Genomic DNA, 17,816 nt, shown 5'->3' with positions numbered 1-17,816 from the left:
CAAGGTTCGGGTTCGTTCCCCCCCCCTCGACAACAAGGATGACTCCATGACCTTCCGCAACGGCCTTTCCTCGCTGCTCCGCCCTGAAGATTCCGTGCTGGTCCTTATCGACCACCAACCCTACCAGCTGGCAAACCTCAACAGCCACGACCCGCATGCGGTGGTGAACAACGCAACGGCGCTGGCAAAGGCGGCCAAGGCCTTCAAGGTGCCGACCATCCTCACCAGCGTGATCGCTGACCGCGGCGGGCTGATCTTCCCGCACATCACCGACGTGTTCCCCGGACAGGAGGTCATCGACCGTACCTTCATCAATACCTGGGAAGACCCGAAGGTGGTCGACGCAGTAAAGGCCACCGGCCGCAAGCAGCTGATCATCGCCGGCCTGTGGACCGAGATCTGCGTGGCGATGCCGGTGATCCAGGCGCTGGGCGAAGGCTGGGATGTCACCGTGATCACCGATGCCTCCGGCGCGGTCTCGGTCGAAGCCCACCAGGTGGCGATCCAGCGCATGATCGCGGCCGGCGCCAACGTGATGACCTGGATGGCATTGGCCGCCGAATGGCAGCGCGACTGGGCGCGCACCGAGCACGCAGCTGAGCTGACCGAAGTACTGAAGCAGCACGCTACCGGCAGCGGCATTGCCTACCTGTGGGAGCAGCAGCTGCTCAACACACCGGTGCCGCCGAGCGCAGGCTGATACTGCGCGTTGCCGGTGATGCCTGCAGGCTGGCGACGGCTTGCGGGTAGCGGGTAGCGGGGCTCAGGGCTACAGCCCTGCCCTGACCAAGGCATGCTGCAGTTCCAGCTGGTCACCGCTGCGCTCGGGCAGGATGCCGTCTTCGCCCGCAACACCGACCTCGAAGCCCTCTTCGACGTCATCGAAGTACAGAAAGCCATCCGAAAGATGGGCCACCACCAGCGCCGCTTCCACCGTGCCGAAGCGCCGCAGCGGCACAGGGTGGAACGGCACGCGACAGGAGCGAACAGCGCCTGTCGGGGCTGCAATGATGAACGCAGAATCTTTTCGCGCAATTTCGGCATCAATAAAAATCAACCCTTCCATCAATTGTAGGAATTCGATGATGGGGTGGCCACCAAACAGGTTCTTAGAAAATTCCTTTATTGAGCAGCCACTGCAGGGTCTGAACGAGCAATTCGAAACACACGTAAATCAGACCGAAAAATGCAAGGTAGATCCACACACTGCCCACGCCGGGGCCGCAGTAAGAGTTTGTGAAGCAAGCAACGATGGAAGAGATGACGTCATAGCCAGCCCACGCAACCCAAGCCACTACAAAGGCAATTGCAGAAATCATTTTCCCTCTATTTCGTTTAGCCGGGCAGGAGAGAGCAGACCACAGAAGCTGACCACAGCGAATTGGAAGCAGAAAGACTGCGATCGCGCCTAAGGCCCCGAGCCCGTAAATCAGCACGTTCACGGCTTTCTCCTCACCTGTCGCCGAAGATTTCCAGGGAAAAACGTTCCGGCCTCTACATAGCGAAATGAGGGCTTTCCGCTCAGCGCGGACGAGGCCATGATCGCGCATTGGAAAGGCCCGGCAGCGGATAGCTCCATGGCACTCTCCATGACGTCTCCCTCTTCTTCCCTGGTTGTTCACCAAGCTCTCGCTGCTGCGTTTTTGGCAGGAAGTGAGCCGCCGTCGAGTCCGCCACCCCAATACATTCGAAGGGCGGACCGTAGTAGATTTCAAGGGCAAAACAAGGTGTGACTGGAAAAACCATTATGAGCAGGCCTAACGCTGCTCCAAGAGAAGTGATCCTTACGATTTTGTCCGATTTTTCCCACATAAATCACCTCCTCCGTCTACCCTCAGGCAGTAGAGTCGAAAGTGATGAGACCAGGTATCGGGTTGACCCGCTCTGTCGATAAGGCATTTTTTCCGTAATTGCATTACGCAACTTGGTGTCGGGGCGGATCAGCCGATTGAGGTCGGCTTTACCTTGCCGCGGAAAAAAAAATGCCCGGCATTGCCGGGCATTTTGTGCAGAGCGTGACGACCAACGGTCGTCACCCACCGGGGTGTCGGATCATCATCACCTTGATTACTTGATCAGGCGCAGGGTGAACGGGTAGCGGTAGGCTTCGCCGTTGTTGGACTTCACTGCGGCGATGATGCAGAACACCACGTTCAACACGCCGACCACCGGCATCAGCAGGGCGCCGATGAAGACGATCATCAGCACCACGCAGATCGCCATGGCGATGGCGATGGTGATCTGGAAGTTCAGCGCTTCCTTGGCCTGGTCAGTGACGAAGGCCTTGCTGGCGTCGTCCTTGTTGACCAGCCAGATCACCAGCGCGCCGATGAACCAGGTGAAGATGCCGAGCAGGTGCGCGGCCAGTGCCATGGTGCGCTGGTCGGCCGGGGCCGGCTCCACGCTGGACGGCGGCGGCGGCGGCGCGGTGACGTTGTCGAATTCGCTCACGGTAAACTCCTTTTAGATTGTAGGGTCGGCGCGACCCACTCCCCGTGGGCCGTCGCAGCCCGGCAAGAGTACGCCAATAACGTCGTCAGTCGTTACCGGCGACCGTCATTTTTCCGATCAACAACGAGCCGATGGCGACGTGCGAGCGGGGATCCACGTCGCTGCCGATCGCCTCGATGGACTGGAACATGTCGCGCAGGTTGCCGGCGATGGTGATGCCGTCCACCGGGTACAGGATCTCGCCGTTCTCCACGCGGAAGCCGCCGGCGCCGCGCGAGTAATCACCCGTCACGCCGTTCACGCCCTGCCCCATCAGCTCGGTCACCAGCAGGCCGGTGCCCATCTGCCGGGCGATGGCATGCAGGTCCAGCCCCGGTGCGCTGGCGGCTACCTGCAGGTTGTGCACGCCACCAGCGTTGCCGGTGGTCTGCAGGCCCAGTTTGCGCGCCGAGTAGCTGCCCAGGATGTAGCGCTGCAGCACGCCATCGCGCACGATCGCCGAGGTACGGGTCGCCACGCCGTCACCATCGAAGGCGGCCGAACGGCGGCCACGGCGCAGGTGCGGCAGTTCGTCGATCTGCATCCAGGCCGGGAACAGGGAGGTGCCCAGGCTGTCCAGCAGGAAGCTGGACTGACGGTACAGCGCGCCGCCGGAAATCGCCGACAGCAGGTGGCCGACCAGGCTGCGCGCCACTTCCGGGGCGAACAGCACCGGCATGCTGCTGGTGGCCATCGAACGCGGCTGCAGCCGGGCGATGGTGCGCTCGGCGGCCTTGCGGCCTACCGCGGCCGGGTCTTCCAGGTCCTCGCGGGCCAGCGCGCTGGTATACCAGCCATCGCGCTGCATGCCGTCGCCCTGCCCGGCAATCAGCGCCACGCTGATCGAATGATGGGTGCCGCGCTCGCGGCCGAAGAAGCCGTGCGAGTTGGCATACACCGACAGGCTCTGTCCGGTCGATGCCGAGGCGCCATCGGTATTGCTGATGCGCGCATCGCTGTCGCGGCCGGCCGCTTCGCAGGCCAGCGCCAGGTCGATCGCCTGGTCGGCCTGCAGCGCCCACGGGTGCCAGCTGTCCAGTTCCGGGAACTCACGCGCCATCAGATCGGCGTCGGCCAGGCCGGCGGCGGCATCGTCTTCGGTATGCCGGGCGATGGCGCAGGCCTGCTCCACCGTGGCCACCAGGCTGGACGGCTGCAGGTCGGCGGTGCTGGCACTGCCCTTGCGCTTGCCAAAGTACACGGTGACCGCGATCCCCCGGTCGGCGGTGGATTCGACCGTCTCCACCTCGCCCAGGCGAACGTTCACATCCAGCCCGCGGTCCTCGCTGCAGGACACTTCGGCCTGGCTGGCGCCCAGCCGCCGGGCGTGGTCCAGCAACTGCTGGGAGATGTCGGCCAGCTGTTCCAGCCGGGCCTCGGGACCTGCGGCAACGGCCGCTTCAGGGGCGATGACGTTCAATGCTTTATCCTGTACAGGTTGGGCCCGGCACTGCGCCGGGCGACGTATTTACGAAAGTAGGAAAGACGATGCGCGGACGCGACGAAGAAACCGGTGAATTCCACGATAAAAGCCGCAAGCAGAAGCGCAATGAAGCGCTGGACGTGCTTGCGCTGGGCGAAAAGCTGGTTTCGCTGACGCCTGCGCAGCTGGCGCGCCTGCCGGTGCCGGAAGACCTGCTGCCGCACATCGCCGAATGCAAGCGGATCACCGCCCACATCGCGCACAAGCGGCAGCTGGCGTTCCTGGCCAAGCATATGCGCCGCGAGGAAGAATCCGCGCTGGATGCCATCCGCGAGGCGCTGGACGCCAACAGCGATACCGGCCGCCGCGAAGTGGCGATGATGCACCGGGTCGAAGACTGGCGCGAAAAGCTGATGAGCGATGGCGACGCCGCGCTGTCCAAGCTGCTGGTGGAATACCCGCAGGCCGACCGCCAGGAACTGCGCACGCTGGTGCGCAATGCCCAGGCCGAAAAGGCCAAGAACAAGCCGCCGCGCGCCTACCGGGAAATCTTCCAGGTGCTGCGTGCGCTGATGCTGCCGGCCGCGCTGGGGCTGATCGTGGCCGACAGCGGCGAAGACGCCGACGCGGTTGATGACGACGCGGACGACAGCCAGGACTGAGGCCCGCGCTGCCGGAAAAGCCGCCGGGCATGGCTCGGCGCTACCGGTCAGGGATGCCGCCGGGCAGCGCGCGGCGCCACCGGGCAGGAGCACCGCTGGCATCACGCCTGGGTGCCACCTACGGTGAGTCCATCGATCAGCAGCGACGGCTGGCCTACGCCGACCGGCACGCTCTGGCCATCCTTGCCACAGATGCCGACGCCCTGGTCCAGTGCCAGGTCGTTGCCGATCATGCGCACTTTCTGCATGGTTTCCGGTCCGTTGCCGATGATCGTGGCGCCCTTCACCGGCGCGGTGATGCGACCGTCTTCGATCAGGTAGGCCTCGGTGGCCGAAAACACGTATTTGCCGCTGGTGATATCGACCTGGCCGCCGCCGAAGTTCACCGCGTACAGGCCCTTCTTCACCGAGCGGATCATTTCCTGCGGATCATGGTCACCAGCACGCATGTAGGTGTTGGTCATGCGCGGCATGGTCAGGTGCGCGAACGATTCGCGGCGGCCGTTGCCGGTCGGCGCCATGCCCATCAGGCGGGCGTTGAGTGAATCCTGCATGTAGCCGACCAGGATGCCGTCTTCGATCAGCGTGGTGCACTGGGTGCGCTGGCCTTCGTCATCGATGTTGAGCGAACCGCGCAGGCCTTCCAGCGTGCCGTCATCGACGATGGTCACGCCCGGCGAAGCCACCCGTTCGCCCAGGCGACCGGCATACACGCTGGTGCCCTTGCGGTTGAAGTCGCCTTCCAGGCCATGGCCGACCGCTTCGTGCAGCAGCACGCCCGGCCAGCCCGGGCCGAGCACCACCGGCATCACGCCGGCTGGTGCGGGTACCGCGTCCAGGTTCACCAGGGCCTGCCGCAGTGCTTCGCGGGCGAACGCTTCCGGCCGCCCGCTGCTGAACAGTTCGGTGTAGTCATAGCGGCCGCCGCCACCGGAATAACCGGATTCGCGACGGCCGTTCTGCTCCACGATCACCTGCACGTTCAAGCGCACCAGCGGGCGGATGTCCGCGCCCAGCACGCCGTCGCTGCGGGCGATCAGGATCGTGTCCACGCCGCCGGAGAGGCTCACCATCACCTGCTTCACGCGCGGGTCGGCCGCGCGCAGGTAGGCGTCCAGCCGCTTGAGCACTTCCACCTTGGCTTCGTTGCCCATGCTGTCCACCGGATCCAGCGCCGGGTACAGCGCGCGCGCATCACCGCGCAGCAGGGACTTGCCGGTCTGCGCCCCACCCTCGCGCGAAATCGCACGGGCCGACTGTGCGGCGTTGGACAGCGCATCGTGGTGGATGTCATCGGAGTAGGCGAAGCCGGTCTTCTCACCGGAAATCGCGCGCACGCCGACGCCCTGTTCGATGGAATGCGCACCGTCCTTGACGATGCCGTCTTCCACGCTCCAGCTTTCGCGGCGGGCGTGCTGGAAGTACAGGTCACCGAAGTCGATGCCCGGGCCCAGCAGGTGGCCGAAGGTGTTTTCCAGGGTGCCGGCGTCCAGCCCGGCGGGCTGCAGCAGGCGGTCGGTGGCGAGGGTCAGGGCGTTATCGGTCATGGTGTTCAATCTGGGGGCGAAACGCGGCCATGGCAAGCCGCGTCACGCAGGGGGGAGAGCCGGCGCGCTCAGCGCGCGGTCGGCTTGGGCGGTGGCGGCACGGACGCATCGCGCTCCACCACCTCCACTTTCGGGTCTTTCCAGGGGCCGGTGACGCGGTAGGTCTTGGCCCCGATTTCGCCCAGCGGCTTGGACAGCACCGCATTGGTGGCCGCGCCCAATGCCGCACCCACCGGGCCGCCGGCCACTGCGCCAACGACCGTCAGCAGGTTGCCCGAGCGCGGGTTGACGTCGATGGTCTGGTCGAACTGCTGCGCGCGCAGGTCGGTACGGCCGCGGATGCGGATGTTGGCGGCCGGACCTTCGATCATCACCTTGTCGGTGGTTGCCGAGCCGTCGGCGAAGGCCAGCGTGCCGCCGATCTGGTTGAACGCAAAGCCCTTGGAGAAGAAATCACGGAAGTCCAGCATCAGCCGGCGCGGCAGCTGGGTGATGCTCAGCAGGCCCAGCACGCGTCCGGCGCCCGGCTCCAGTTCCAGCAGCTGGCCGTTGCGCGCATCGACTTTCATGCTGCCCTGCAGGTTGCCCAGCTGGAAGTCCGACGGCCCGCCGGCCCAAGCGGCCTGCAGGTCGATGCTGCCCTGCCCGCCACGCAGCTGGCCACCGTAATCCAGGTCGCGCAGCAGGTCGCCAAGGTCTTCACTGCGCACCTGCGCGGTGAGGTCCGTGCGCGCCGCAGGCCCCTTGCCCAGCCAGCTGCCACGCACGTCGATGGCCTGTTTCGGCGAACGGAAATCAAGCTGCTGCACGCGCAGTCCGTTGGCGACCGGCTGGGTGCGCACCACCGCTTGGCCAAGACTGATCTTGCCGAACTGCAGGTCGGCGATGCCCAGCGACAGCGGCGGAATGGCGGCAGGGTCGGTGTCGTTGGCGCTGGCCTGCACGCGCGCGGCCATCACCTGGCCATCGGGCATCACGATCGGTGCACCATCGCGCGGACGCGGCTGCACCGGGCCCGGCAGCGATTTCCAGTGCACGCGCTGCAGGGTGCCGCTGATGGTACCGCCACTGGCGTTGGGTACCTGCAGCTGGCCGGCCAGCGAAGGGCCGTCCAGGCGCACGTCAAGGTACTGGGCGGTCGGCCGCAGCTGCAGGCGGGTCTGTTCGAACACCCCGCCGATCAGCAGCAGCTGGGCCACCTGCACATCCACCGAGCGCAGCGGCATCGGGTCGCTTGGCGTGCCGTCGTCCTTGCCATCGCCGGCCGAACCACGCGCCAGCGATATCCATTCCAGTGCATCCAGCGAGCCGCTGCGGCCGTCGACCGCCAGCCCGCTGGCCGGCGGATCGCGGTCCACCCGCGCACTGCCCAGCGTGACCTGCACGCCGGTCTGGCCCTGCTGGGTGCGCGCGGCCAGTGCCAGGCGCTCGCCGAAGGCCACGTCGATGCGCCCATCGCCCATCGGCAGCTGCGCCGCCACGCAGGTATCCAGCGCCTCGGCGGCCGGCTTGTCCAGCGGCGCCGGCAGGCTCAGCGTGGTGCCCACCAGGTTGGACTGCAGGTGCAGGCGCGCCGGCGGCGTCGCCGCCGCCGTACCGCCCGCTGACGGCGCCGCAGCCACCGCCTTGGGCATGTCCACGCCGATCTTCCAGTCCGAACGGCCTTCGATATAGGGCTTCAGCCAAGCCATGTCCGGGGCGCGGTCCAGCAGCGTGCCGGCGTCCAGGTTGGCGTCCAGTTCCGATTCGAAGGCCAGCTGCGGATCGCGCACGAAGCCGCCGGCGCGCAGGCTCAACGTGCCCGGCGCGCCGAGGTGGCGCACGCTGAGGTTGTCGGCCCCGAAGCCGCCACCGGCGTACTTCGCGCTGCCGCGCACGTCCTCGAAATCCAGCGCATAGCGCTTGTCGGACAGCTTCACGCCATCCAGCGCCACGCTGCCCTGCAGGTGCCCGGGCTGGCCGGGATGCAGCGGCTGCAGCAGGTCGAAATCCACGTTCGCCGGGCCGCTGGCGCTGAGCGCATCCAGGGTGTCGCCATACTGCCCGTGCAGCGGACTGCGCCGCAGCATCGCCAGCAGCCGGCTGGCTTCGCTGCGGCTCTGCGCACGCACGTACAGCGGGGTCTCACCGAAATCCTCGATGCCCGCTTCCATCGCATCCACGTTGACGCCGGCCAGGTCGCCGCGGCCCTTCAGCGAGAAGCCCGGGCCGATGAAGGCGATGTCCGCGTCCACCTGGGTCATGTCCGGCCAGGTCTTCTGGAAACGGATGGTGCCGTCCTCGATATGCCCGGTGGCCTCGAAGCGGCCGTTGTTGCGGTCGAACGGCCAGTCGTCCAGGTCGCCGGTGACCAGCCCGATGCCGTTGCGCACGCGGCCGGACTGCAGCGCGGTGTCCAGCCAGTCGCGCGCGTTGGCGCTCATCTTCGAACGGATCCAGAAGCGCTTGGCGGCGGTCATCGGCACATCGTCGATCTTCGCCGCCAGCTGCATCCACGGCCGCGTGCCGTCGCCCTGGAACCACAACCCGCCGCGCACGTCGGCCGCATAGTCCGTGCCCTGCACGCGCAGCGCCGGGGTGCCGATCCGCCAGCCACCGGCCTCGTCATGCCAGCCCACCACCTCACCGGCCAGGCGCACGTCATGGCGCACGCCGAAGCCCTTCGGCCAGTCGAACTGCAGTTGCTTCTGCGGCTGCAACTGCAGCGAGAATCCTTCGGCATCGCCCTGGAAGCGGCCGCCCACGCCGGCCAGTCCCGGCCCGCCATCCACGCTGGAAAACGCCAGCGTTTCCAGATCACCCTGCACCCACAGCGCACCGTTGCGTTCGCCGCGCGCCTGCAGCGAACGCACGCGCACCTGCGGGTGGGCGCGGTACAGCCAGTCACGCAGACCGGCATCGACCCGATCGGTCAGTGCCAGTCCGCGCAGCAGCACATTGCCATCCACGTTGTCGGCGACCAGCGCCATGTGCTGCCCGGCACCGACCAGCAGGCCGTCCAGCACCTGTTCGCGGCCATCGGCACGCACCCGCAGCAGCGGCGCCTGTGCACGCCAGCCGCCTTCGCTGTAACGCCAGCGCGCGCGCATCTGCAGGCGCTCCACTTCCAGCGTCGGCCGCGCCACATGGGCGGTGGGTGCGCCGGACAGGTGCAGCGCGGCCAGGTCGGAATCGGTGGTGACCATCACCGGGCGGAAGTCACGCAGGGCCACCCAGGCATTGAGTTCACCGCGGCCCTGCAGCACCTGCACGCCGGCCCCGGACAGCAGCGACGACCACGCCTGCAGGTCCACCGGATCGCCGCCCAGCCAGGCCTCGCCGTTGCCGTGGCGGCGGTCCACGTCCAGCACCGCCGACAGCGGCAGCGCCTCTTCGTCGGCCCATGCCCGCACGCCGACGCGCAGGCGATCGCCGTTGACCCGCAGCCGCACGTCCAGCCGCGGCAGGGTCGCCTGCAGCCCGATCGAAGGCGCATCGACGGTCAGCCGGCCACGTTCGACCTGCAGCTCACCGAGCCGCCGCAGCGCATCCAGCGGATCACCGCCCGGCCGGCTCGGCAGGCCGCGCACGCTCCAGCGTCCGTCGTCGGCACGCTGCAGGGTCAGCGCCAGCCCACGCAGGCGCAGTTCGGTCAACGAACGCCCCGGCAGCAGGCCGGCATACATCGCCACCTGCACTTCGGCCTGGCCCACGCGCAGTCCCTCGCCGGCGCCGATGCGCAGGCCATCGAGCTGCAGCAGCGGGCCACGCCGGGTCCACTGCGCCTTCAGGTCATCAAAGCGCACCGGCTGGCCGGCACGTGCGGTCAGCCAGGCGGCAATCTGTTCCGGGTGGCGCTCAGCCAGCGGCAGCAGCTGGCTGAAGGTGCCGACCAGCAGCGCCACCGCCACCAGGGTGATCGCGCAGGCGTACAGGGCAAGACGGCGGATCCTTCGCAGTCGCAGGCGCGGCGGCGCGCTCATCGGCCCTGGCCGGCAACCGGCCGGTAAAGATCAGAGCAGGACCACATCGAATTGTTCCTGCAGGTACTGGTCGTCCGCCTGGAAGCGGATGCTCTTGCCGAGGAATTCCTCCAGCTCCGCAACGGCGGTGGATTCCTCGTCGGTGATGCGAGCCACCACCTTCGACGAGGCGATCACCAGCAGGCGCGCCGCCTCGAACTGGCGCACCGCCCGGGTGATCTCGCGGAAGATTTCGTAGGTGACCGTTTCGGTGGTCTTGATGCTGCCGCGGCCGCTGCATTGTGGGCAGGTTTCCGACAGCTGGCGCTCCAGGCTTTCCACCGTGCGCTTGCGCGTCATCTCCACCAGGCCCAGCGGCGAGAAGTCGTACACCGTGGTCTTGGCATGGTCGCGGGCCAGCGCTTTTTCCAGCGTGCGCAGCACCTGGCGGCGGTGCTCGGCGTCCACCATGTCGATGAAGTCGATGATGATGATGCCGCCCAGGTTGCGCAGCCGCAGCTGCCTGGCCACGGCCTGCGCCGCTTCCAGGTTGGTCCGGTAGACGGTTTCTTCCAGGTTGCGCTGGCCGACGAACGAACCGGTGTTGACGTCGATGGTGGTCATCGCTTCGGTCTGGTCGATCACCAGGTAGCCGCCGGATTTCAGCGGCACCTGCTTGTCCAGCGCGCGGCCGATCTCGTCCTCCACCCCGAACATGTCGAAGATCGGGCGGTCGCCGGCGTACAGTTCCAGCTTCTCGGCCAGCACCGGCATGTACTTGGCCACGAAGGCCTGCAGCTGCACGAAGGTTTCCTTGGAATCGACCTTCACCTTGTCCACGTCCTTGCGGATCAGGTCGCGCACCGAACGCAGCGGCAGGCTCAGGTCTTCATAGATCACGCTGCACGAAGCGGCTTCGCGGCCACGCCGCTCCACCACGTTCCATACCCGCGACAGGTAGGCCACGTCCTCGGCGATCGCTTCGGCCGGCTGGCCTTCGGCATTGGTGCGCACGATGTAGCCGTAGCCGCCGTGCTGGGCCGACAGTTCGGTCACCAGCGCCTTCAGCCGTGCGCGCTCGCCTTCGTCTTCGATGCGCGCCGAAACGCCGACCACCTTGGACTGCGGCAGCAGCACCATGTAACGCGAGGGGATGCTGATCTGCGTGGTCAGGCGTGCGCCCTTGGTGCCGATGGGGTCCTTGACCACCTGCACCACGATGTCCTGGCCGTCACGCAGCAGCTCCACGATGGGCACGCTGGACGGCGGCGGCAACGTGGTGCCGTCGGTGTCCGGACTGGCCACCGGGGCGGGCCGCACCACGTCGTTGGCGTGCAGGAAGGCGGCGCGCTCCAGCCCCACTTCAACGAAGGCGGCCTGCATGCCGGGCATCACCCGCTGCACCTTTCCCTTGTAGATGTTGCCGACCACGCCGCGGCGCCAGCCACGTTCGATGTGCAGCTCCTGCAACATGCCGTTCTCGATCACCGCTACCCGGGTTTCGCGGGGGGTTACGTTGACCAGTATTTCTTCAGACATGTACGGCAGCCTCCGTGGCGGCAACAGGGTGGGAAGGCAAGCCGGCGCCGGCCAGCAGCCGGTCGGTCTGGTACAGCGGCAATCCCATCACGCCGGAATAGCTTCCGGCCAGGTGGGTGATGAAGCGCTCTGCTTCTCCCTGGATGGCATACGCACCGGCCTTGCCGAACGGCTCGCCGGTGGCCACGTAAGCGGTGATACGGGCATCGTCCAGCGCCGCGAAGGTGACCTCGGACACCACCACGTCCACCGACAGGCCGCCGGCAGCGGCCAGCACCACCGCGGTCATCACCTGGTGGGTGCGCCCGGACAGCGCGGCCAGCATGGCGGCGGCATCGACGGCGTCGACGGGCTTGCCGAACACGCGCTCGCCCAGCACCACTTCGGTATCCGACCCGACCACCACGGCATCCGGATCGCTGGCCAGCACCTCGGCCAGGCCGGCGCGGGCCTTGTCGGCGGCCACCCGCTGCACGTAATCACGCGGACTTTCGCCGGCAGCGCGCACTTCGGCGACGTCCAGGTCCAGGGTCTGGAACGGACGGCCAAGGCGGGCAAGCAATTCACTGCGGCGGGGGGAGCGGGAGGCAAGATAGAGCATCGACACAGCATACCCTGCGCGCAGGGCCTGAATCGCAGGCAACGCGACGCGGTTTCCGGCAACCCCGTTCCGGCTCACAACGCGTTCATCCCTTCGCCAGCAACCTCGATGGCCTTCAAGGAGATCTCCATGCGTCGCCCCGTCCTTTCGCCCCTGCTGCTCGCCCTGTCCCTCGCCCTGGGAGCTTCCGTGACCGCTCAAGCCGCCGTACCGGCCCCCGCCATCGCCCCGGTGGAAGGCACCCTGCTCAACGTATCGGCCAACGCCGAAGCCAGCCGCGTGCCGGATATCGCCACGCTGTCCGCTGGCGTGGTCACCCAGGCCGTGGATGGCAACACCGCCATGCGCGAGAACGCGCAGAAGATGGACACGGTGCTGGCCGCGATCAAGGCCGCCGGCATTGCCGAGCGCGACGTGCAGACCAGCGGGGTGAACCTGAGCCCGCAGTACCGCTACGCGGAAAACGAGGCGCCGAAGATCACCGGCTACCAGGCCAGCAACACCGTCAGCCTGAAGGTGCGTGACATCGCCAAGCTGGGCAAGGTGCTGGACGCGCTGGCCGCGCAGGGTGCCAACCAGATCAACGGACCCAGCTTCGAGATCGACCAGCCGGAACCGGTGTATGACGAGGCGCGCCTGGCCGCGCTGAAGAAGGCCCAGGCCCGTGCGCAGACCTACGCCAGGTCGCTCGGCCTGCAGGTCCGCCGCATCGTCAGTATTTCCGAAAGCAGCGGCGGCGGCTTCCGCCCGGTGATGATGCGCGCAGCCGCCGCGCCGATGGCCGCCGACATGGCCAGCACCCCGGTGGCCGCCGGTGAGACCACCGTGTCGGTGAACCTGGACGTGGTGTTCGAACTCGGCCGCTGAGGCCATCGCGGTTGGGCGACGACCGCCCTTGGTGGGTGACGACCGTTGGTCGTCACTGCTTTCCAGTCGCCCTCGGCTCTACCTGACTCGTAACCAAACGAACGCGCCTGCCCGGCTGGGCAGGCCGCGCTTGCCGCGCTATTGCTGATCCACCGGCACCCACCGGCCCCGATGACGTCCCCCTGCTGGCTTGCATGGAGGTGAACCATGGTTCGTACGTACCCGGTAGTCCCGCTCCGCTTCGACCCCGCCCGCATTGCTGCATGGAGCACCGCGATCGCGCTGCACGTGCTGGCCTTCATGCTGCTGGTCATCCCCGCCGCCTACGTGGCCGCCCCGCTGCCACGTGAAGCCCCGCAGGTCCGCTGGATCACCCCGGACAAGCCGCTGCCGCCCACCCCGGTGCCACCGGAAGTCGTGCAGAAGGTCGCGCCGCCGCAGACCGTTGTGAAACCCCAGCCGACACCCCTGCCCACCCCCACCACCGTCACCGAACAGGTCCCGGCCTACGCCGTGCCCGCCGCCGAACCCCAGCCCGCCCCGGTTCCCAGCGTTCCTCTGCTGACCGGTACGCCCACCAGCAGCGGCCCCGGCGCACAACTGCGTTATCGTTCGGCCCCGCCGCCGGCGTACCCGATCGCCGCCCTGCGCGGCCGTGAACAAGGCACTGTCCTGTTGCGGGTGGAGGTCAGTGCCGAGGGCCGCCCCACGGCGGTTTCCATCGAACGCAGCAGCGGTTCGCGTGCGCTGGACCTTGCTGCGCGCCAGCAGGTACTGCGCCAGTGGCGATTCGAACCGTCCATGCAGGACGGCGTGGCGACATCATCGGTGGGCCTGGTGCCGATCGAGTTCTCCTTGCCAGAGTAAGGCGCGACCGGGGGCGACGGCGGTCGCCCCCGGTCCCGCTTCCTGACGCACGTCACAAAGCGGTCCCGATTAAGCAAAATTTCACTCTTGCGTCACCTGAAAGAAACCTAGATTGGCGACATCGCGGGGCAAGGGGGCCTGCGGTAGGACACGCCACTACGTATTCCCAGTCAGGAGAGAGCTGTGAAATACCCGACCCTTCCACGTGCAAGCCGCCGCACGTCGCTTGCCACGTCCATCACCCACATCCTTGCCGGCAGCGCGCTGCTGCTGGCGGCCGCCGGATCCACCACTGCCTTCGCGCAGGACCCGGCCACCAACCTGGACCGGATCACCGTCACCGGTTCCAACATCCCGCGCACCAATACCGAAACCCCGTCGCCGGTCCAGGTGGTCACCCGCCAGGAAATCGACCGTACCGGCAAGACCACGGTCGCCGAATACCTGCAGACCCTGACCTCGGACGGCTCCGGCTCCATCCCCAAGACCTTCGGCAACGGCTTCGCCGGCGGCGGCGCGGGCATTTCGCTACGCGGCCTGGGCGCCGGCTCCACCCTGGTGCTGCTGAACGGACGACGCATGGCCACCTACGGCTTGGCCGATGACGGACAGAAGGTCTTCACCGACCTCAGCACCATCCCGCTCGATGCCGTGGAGCGCGTGGAAGTCCTGAAGGACGGCGCGTCGGCCACCTATGGTTCGGACGCCATCGCCGGTGTGGTCAACATCATCCTGCGCAGCGACTTCGAAGGCGTGATCCTGCGCGGTTCCTACGGCCTGTCCGGTGACAGTGACGGCGATGCGCGCAAGGCGACGCTGACTGCCGGTACCGGCAACCTGTCCGAAGACGGTTGGAATGCCTTCGCCAGCATCGACGTGGGCAAGTCCGATGGCATCCGGGTCAGCGACCGCCGCAACCGCGACTGGATCGGCACCGGCGACCTGCGTCGCTGGGGCTACAGCGCCGGCGGCAGCCAGTTCCTCGGCGGTTCGATCACCGGCAACGGCAGTGGCGGCGGCAACTCGCCGACCGGCAGCATCTTCAACCCGACCACCGGCCTGCTGGAATCGCTGCCGGGCTGTTCGGGGCTTTCCAGCGTCGCCCCGCAGGATCCCGGCGGTGGCTGCCTGTGGGACATGGCCGACTACCGTGACCTGAGCCCGGAAGAAAAGTACGTCAATGTGTTCGGACGTGCGACCTTCGCCTTCAACGACAGCGCTGAAGCGTACGTTGAGATGGGCTACTCCAAGAAGGAAACGACCTTCAACAACACCCCGTCCAACGTGTCCGGTGCATGGGGTTATCCCGGTGGTCCGGTCAACGCCAACAGCGGCCCCGGCGCCACCGTGCTGGCGGTCGGGCATCCCGACAATCCGTACGGCGAACCGGTGCGCGTGCGTTACAACGCCTTCGATGTCGGCCCGCGCGTGACCAACAACGACAATGAGTTCATCCGCTTCCTGGCCGGGGTCAAGGGCACCTGGGGCGAATGGAGCTACGACACCGGCTACCTGCATTCGTCCACCAACCTGGTCAACAAGCGCGATGGCTTCCTGCGTTACAGCGCAGTGCAGTGCGTGCTCGGAAACCTGGCCTGCCCGGCCGGCGTATGGAACATCGGTGCCGGTTCGGAAGGCAATCCGCAGAGCCTGTACGACTATATTTCCCCGACCATCCAGGCCACCGCCAAGAGCAGCCTGGACATGTTCGACTTCAAGGTGAACCGCTCGCTGATGGACCTGGCCGGTGGCCCGCTGGGCCTGGCGCTGGGCACCGAATGGCGTCGTACCACCAACAGCCTGTCGCCGCAGACCTACACCGATACCGGCGACATCATCGGGCTGGGCTTCTCGTCCTATGACGGCACCCAGAACGTCTACGCCGCGTATGCCGAACTTGCCGCACCGGTGCTGGAATCGTTGGAACTGACCGCCGCCGCCCGCTATGACAAGTACGAAAGCGGCGATGATTCGGTGACTCCGAAGGTCGGCTTCAAGTGGACCCCGATCGACTGGATCGCCGTGCGCGGTACGTATGCCGAAGGCTTCCGTGCGCCGAACCCGGCCGAGAACGGCGACGGTGGCCTGGCCGCCTTCTCCAATGCGCTCGATCCGGTCCGCTGCCCTGGCGGCACCCCCGCCCCGGGCGGCACCCAGGATGATTGCGGGCAACAGCCGGTGGCGATCATCACCCGTCCCAATCCGCTGCTGGAAGCGGAAGAGTCCAAGAGCTACTCACTCGGCATCGTGCTGCAGCCGACCCGCACCACGTCGATCACGGTGGACGCATGGCGGATCAAGCGCAGCAATGAAATCGCGCAGGGCTCGACGGCCGATGCCATCGCTTCGGGCAACGTGCTGCGCGATACCGACCTGCTCAATGGGGTGCCGGGCACCGGCTCGATCCTGGCCATCAACACGAACTACGTGAATGCCAGTGCTTCGAAGGTTGAAGGTATCGATACCGATATCCGCCAGGACATCCCGCTGGGCACTGCCGGCGACCTGCGGCTGGACCTGCAGTGGAGCCACACCAGCAAGTTCGAGCGTACCGAGGGTGACACCACCCACGAATACGCCGGCACCCACGGCAACTGCGATGTCACCAACTGCATCGGCACGCCGAAGGACCGCATCAACTTCGGCGCCACCTGGAATTACCACGACTGGTCGGTCAGTGGCATCGTCAACTACATCAGTTCGATGGACAACCTGGCCGAAACCGGCGGCACCAAGGAAGACGACTGCCTGAACTTCCGCGCCGATGGCAGCCCGGCCCCGGGCAACTGCGAGGTCGCTTCGTTCACCACCTTCGATCTGTCGGCCAACTGGAAGGCGATGGATGGACTGGAGATCTTCGGCTCGGTGGCCAACGTCTTCGACCGCACCGCACCGCTGGATCCGGCGACCTACGGCGGCATCAACTACAACCCGCTGCACTTCAGCGGCGCCATCGGCCGTTACTTCACCGTCGGCGCGAAGTACACGTTCAACTGATCGGCTTCACTGTGTGATGTGACCAAGCCCGGGCCTCGTGCCCGGGCTTTTTTTTCCTGGACGGTGACGCGCTCCGCCGAGCACGGCTCGGCGCTGCCGGGGCACTACGGGTCAGGGCTGGATTTCAGCCAGCGCGCGGCGCAGCGGTGCGTCGGACACCTGGATCGGTCCATGGAAGGGGATGCTCATGTCCAGGACGAAATACACCGATGTGGCGATCAGCGCGGCGGACACCAGGAACATGCCGACCACCATCGGATTGTGCGGCGCGCGATAACCGAAGCTGCCGTAGATCAGCGTCAACCATGCCATCAGCATCCAGATGATCAAGCGCGGCACGCTGGCTTCGGACTGCTCGACGATGCTCCAGCGCTGGCGTACCACGGTCTGGTACTGCTGCCGCGCATCGGCGAGCAGGCCTTCGTGGAAACGATCGGCCGGCGCGATGCGGTCCAGCGCTCCGCCGACCTGGTCCAGTGCGTTGGCCGCGGGGCTGCGCTGGTGGGCCAGCGCATCGTTGCCGCGTGCGGGATGGGCGATCGCCACCTCGATGTACTCGACCAGCCGCCGGCGCGTCTCGTCGGTCTCCGCGCCGTAGGTGCGCAGCGAGCGGTCGAACATGATCAGGCTGGTCGAGAACGCGTGCACGTTCGAATCGATGGTTTCGAAGGTGTTCTTCGACGAATTGATCAGCAGGCCGAACACCAGTGAGGTCATCACCACGAAGATGTTGGCGACCAGCCGCAGCACGGTATTGGTCTCGTCATCACGGTGCCGCGCCGACAAGCGCGGATACACGAACATCATGCCGATCGATGCCGCACTCAGGCAGGCAAAAACGACCACCGCTGTCATGATCTCGCCCATCGTGACGCTCCAGCC

14 protein-coding genes are annotated in these 17,816 nt (G+C 66.7%); 5 read left to right on the top strand and 9 right to left on the bottom strand.

Annotation, left to right across the window (positions count from 1 at the left end; genetic code table 11):
• The first annotated feature begins 46 nt into the window (after positions 1-46).
• Entirely contained in the window at positions 47-700 is a 654-nt protein-coding gene (locus RTX79_RS15440) for an isochorismatase family protein (protein WP_312684645.1), read from the top strand.
• 69 nt (positions 701-769) lie between these two features.
• On the opposite strand, the gene RTX79_RS15435 is transcribed toward RTX79_RS15440, so the two are convergent.
• From RTX79_RS15435 to pmbA, 4 genes are all read right to left on the bottom strand, one after another.
• Positions 770-1,066 carry a hypothetical protein gene (locus RTX79_RS15435; RefSeq protein WP_312684644.1) on the bottom strand — a complete coding sequence of 99 codons (297 nt, stop codon included), beginning with the start codon at positions 1,064-1,066 and terminating at the stop codon, positions 770-772.
• 43 nt (positions 1,067-1,109) lie between these two features.
• Positions 1,110-1,442 (bottom strand): hypothetical protein, encoded by a 333-nt coding sequence (locus tag RTX79_RS15430; protein ID WP_312684642.1) that lies wholly within the window; start codon positions 1,440-1,442, stop codon positions 1,110-1,112.
• A 625-nt stretch (positions 1,443-2,067) separates the two neighbouring features.
• Positions 2,068-2,451, bottom strand: a complete 384-nt coding sequence (locus RTX79_RS15425; RefSeq protein ID WP_123699613.1) for a DUF4870 domain-containing protein — start codon at positions 2,449-2,451, stop codon at positions 2,068-2,070.
• An 85-nt stretch (positions 2,452-2,536) separates the two neighbouring features.
• Complete coding sequence (pmbA, locus tag RTX79_RS15420; RefSeq protein WP_057508763.1) at positions 2,537-3,910, bottom strand: metalloprotease PmbA; 1,374 nt, start codon at positions 3,908-3,910, stop codon at positions 2,537-2,539.
• Between the two features lie 68 nt (positions 3,911-3,978).
• Here pmbA and yjgA point away from each other — a divergent pair, with 68 nt between their 5' ends.
• A complete protein-coding gene (yjgA, locus tag RTX79_RS15415; RefSeq protein WP_312684641.1) occupies positions 3,979-4,575 on the top strand; it encodes a ribosome biogenesis factor YjgA in 597 nt (198 codons plus the stop codon).
• A 101-nt stretch (positions 4,576-4,676) separates the two neighbouring features.
• Here the strand turns inward: yjgA and tldD are convergent, their stop codons facing one another.
• From tldD to RTX79_RS15395, 4 genes are all read right to left on the bottom strand, one after another.
• Positions 4,677-6,122 (bottom strand): metalloprotease TldD, encoded by a 1,446-nt coding sequence (gene tldD / locus RTX79_RS15410; protein WP_312684640.1) that lies wholly within the window; start codon positions 6,120-6,122, stop codon positions 4,677-4,679.
• Between the two features lie 68 nt (positions 6,123-6,190).
• On the bottom strand, positions 6,191-10,084 hold the full coding sequence (locus RTX79_RS15405) for a YhdP family protein (protein WP_312684639.1): 3,894 nt from the start codon (positions 10,082-10,084) through the stop codon (positions 6,191-6,193).
• 30 nt (positions 10,085-10,114) lie between these two features.
• Positions 10,115-11,602, bottom strand: coding sequence for a ribonuclease G (rng, locus tag RTX79_RS15400; protein ID WP_042612244.1), 1,488 nt, complete (start codon positions 11,600-11,602; stop codon positions 10,115-10,117).
• Entirely contained in the window at positions 11,595-12,203 is a 609-nt protein-coding gene (locus tag RTX79_RS15395; protein ID WP_312684638.1) for a Maf-like protein, read from the bottom strand. Before RTX79_RS15395 ends, rng begins: the two co-directional genes overlap by 8 nt.
• 129 nt (positions 12,204-12,332) lie before the next feature.
• Here RTX79_RS15395 and RTX79_RS15390 point away from each other — a divergent pair, with 129 nt between their 5' ends.
• From RTX79_RS15390 to RTX79_RS15380, 3 genes are all read left to right on the top strand, one after another.
• Complete coding sequence (locus RTX79_RS15390; protein ID WP_057508798.1) at positions 12,333-13,070, top strand: SIMPL domain-containing protein; 738 nt, start codon at positions 12,333-12,335, stop codon at positions 13,068-13,070.
• A gap of 207 nt (positions 13,071-13,277) precedes the next feature.
• Positions 13,278-13,937, top strand: a complete 660-nt coding sequence (locus tag RTX79_RS15385) for an energy transducer TonB (protein ID WP_312684637.1) — start codon at positions 13,278-13,280, stop codon at positions 13,935-13,937.
• A 183-nt stretch (positions 13,938-14,120) separates the two neighbouring features.
• The gene (locus tag RTX79_RS15380) at positions 14,121-16,934 is read left to right on the top strand and encodes a TonB-dependent receptor (protein WP_312684636.1); all 2,814 of its coding nucleotides are present in this window, start codon (positions 14,121-14,123) and stop codon (positions 16,932-16,934) included.
• A gap of 111 nt (positions 16,935-17,045) precedes the next feature.
• Here the strand turns inward: RTX79_RS15380 and RTX79_RS15375 are convergent, their stop codons facing one another.
• On the bottom strand, positions 17,046-17,801 hold the full coding sequence (locus RTX79_RS15375) for a hypothetical protein (protein WP_312684635.1): 756 nt from the start codon (positions 17,799-17,801) through the stop codon (positions 17,046-17,048).
• Positions 17,802-17,816: the final 15 nt, after the last annotated feature.

Origin of the sequence: Stenotrophomonas chelatiphaga, from assembly GCF_032054965.1 — a bacterium.
Classification (GTDB): Bacteria; Pseudomonadota; Gammaproteobacteria; order Xanthomonadales; family Xanthomonadaceae; genus Stenotrophomonas; species Stenotrophomonas chelatiphaga.
This window is presented reverse-complemented; position numbering and strand designations above follow the sequence as displayed.

What these genes read in the sequence shown, in the direction of transcription:
- RTX79_RS15440 (WP_312684645.1), top strand. Translation starts at nt 47, where the DNA reads ATGACCTTCCGCAACGGCCTTTCCTCGCTGCTCCGCCCTGAAGATTCC.
- RTX79_RS15435 (WP_312684644.1), bottom strand. Translation starts at nt 1,066, where the DNA reads ATGGAAGGGTTGATTTTTATTGATGCCGAAATTGCGCGAAAAGATTCT.
- yjgA (WP_312684641.1), top strand. Translation starts at nt 3,979, where the DNA reads ATGCGCGGACGCGACGAAGAAACCGGTGAATTCCACGATAAAAGCCGC.
- tldD (WP_312684640.1), bottom strand. Translation starts at nt 6,122, where the DNA reads ATGACCGATAACGCCCTGACCCTCGCCACCGACCGCCTGCTGCAGCCC.
- RTX79_RS15405 (WP_312684639.1), bottom strand. Translation starts at nt 10,084, where the DNA reads ATGAGCGCGCCGCCGCGCCTGCGACTGCGAAGGATCCGCCGTCTTGCC.
- rng (WP_042612244.1), bottom strand. Translation starts at nt 11,602, where the DNA reads ATGTCTGAAGAAATACTGGTCAACGTAACCCCCCGCGAAACCCGGGTA.
- RTX79_RS15395 (WP_312684638.1), bottom strand. Translation starts at nt 12,203, where the DNA reads ATGCTCTATCTTGCCTCCCGCTCCCCCCGCCGCAGTGAATTGCTTGCC.
- RTX79_RS15390 (WP_057508798.1), top strand. Translation starts at nt 12,333, where the DNA reads ATGCGTCGCCCCGTCCTTTCGCCCCTGCTGCTCGCCCTGTCCCTCGCC.
- RTX79_RS15385 (WP_312684637.1), top strand. Translation starts at nt 13,278, where the DNA reads ATGGTTCGTACGTACCCGGTAGTCCCGCTCCGCTTCGACCCCGCCCGC.
- RTX79_RS15375 (WP_312684635.1), bottom strand. Translation starts at nt 17,801, where the DNA reads ATGGGCGAGATCATGACAGCGGTGGTCGTTTTTGCCTGCCTGAGTGCG.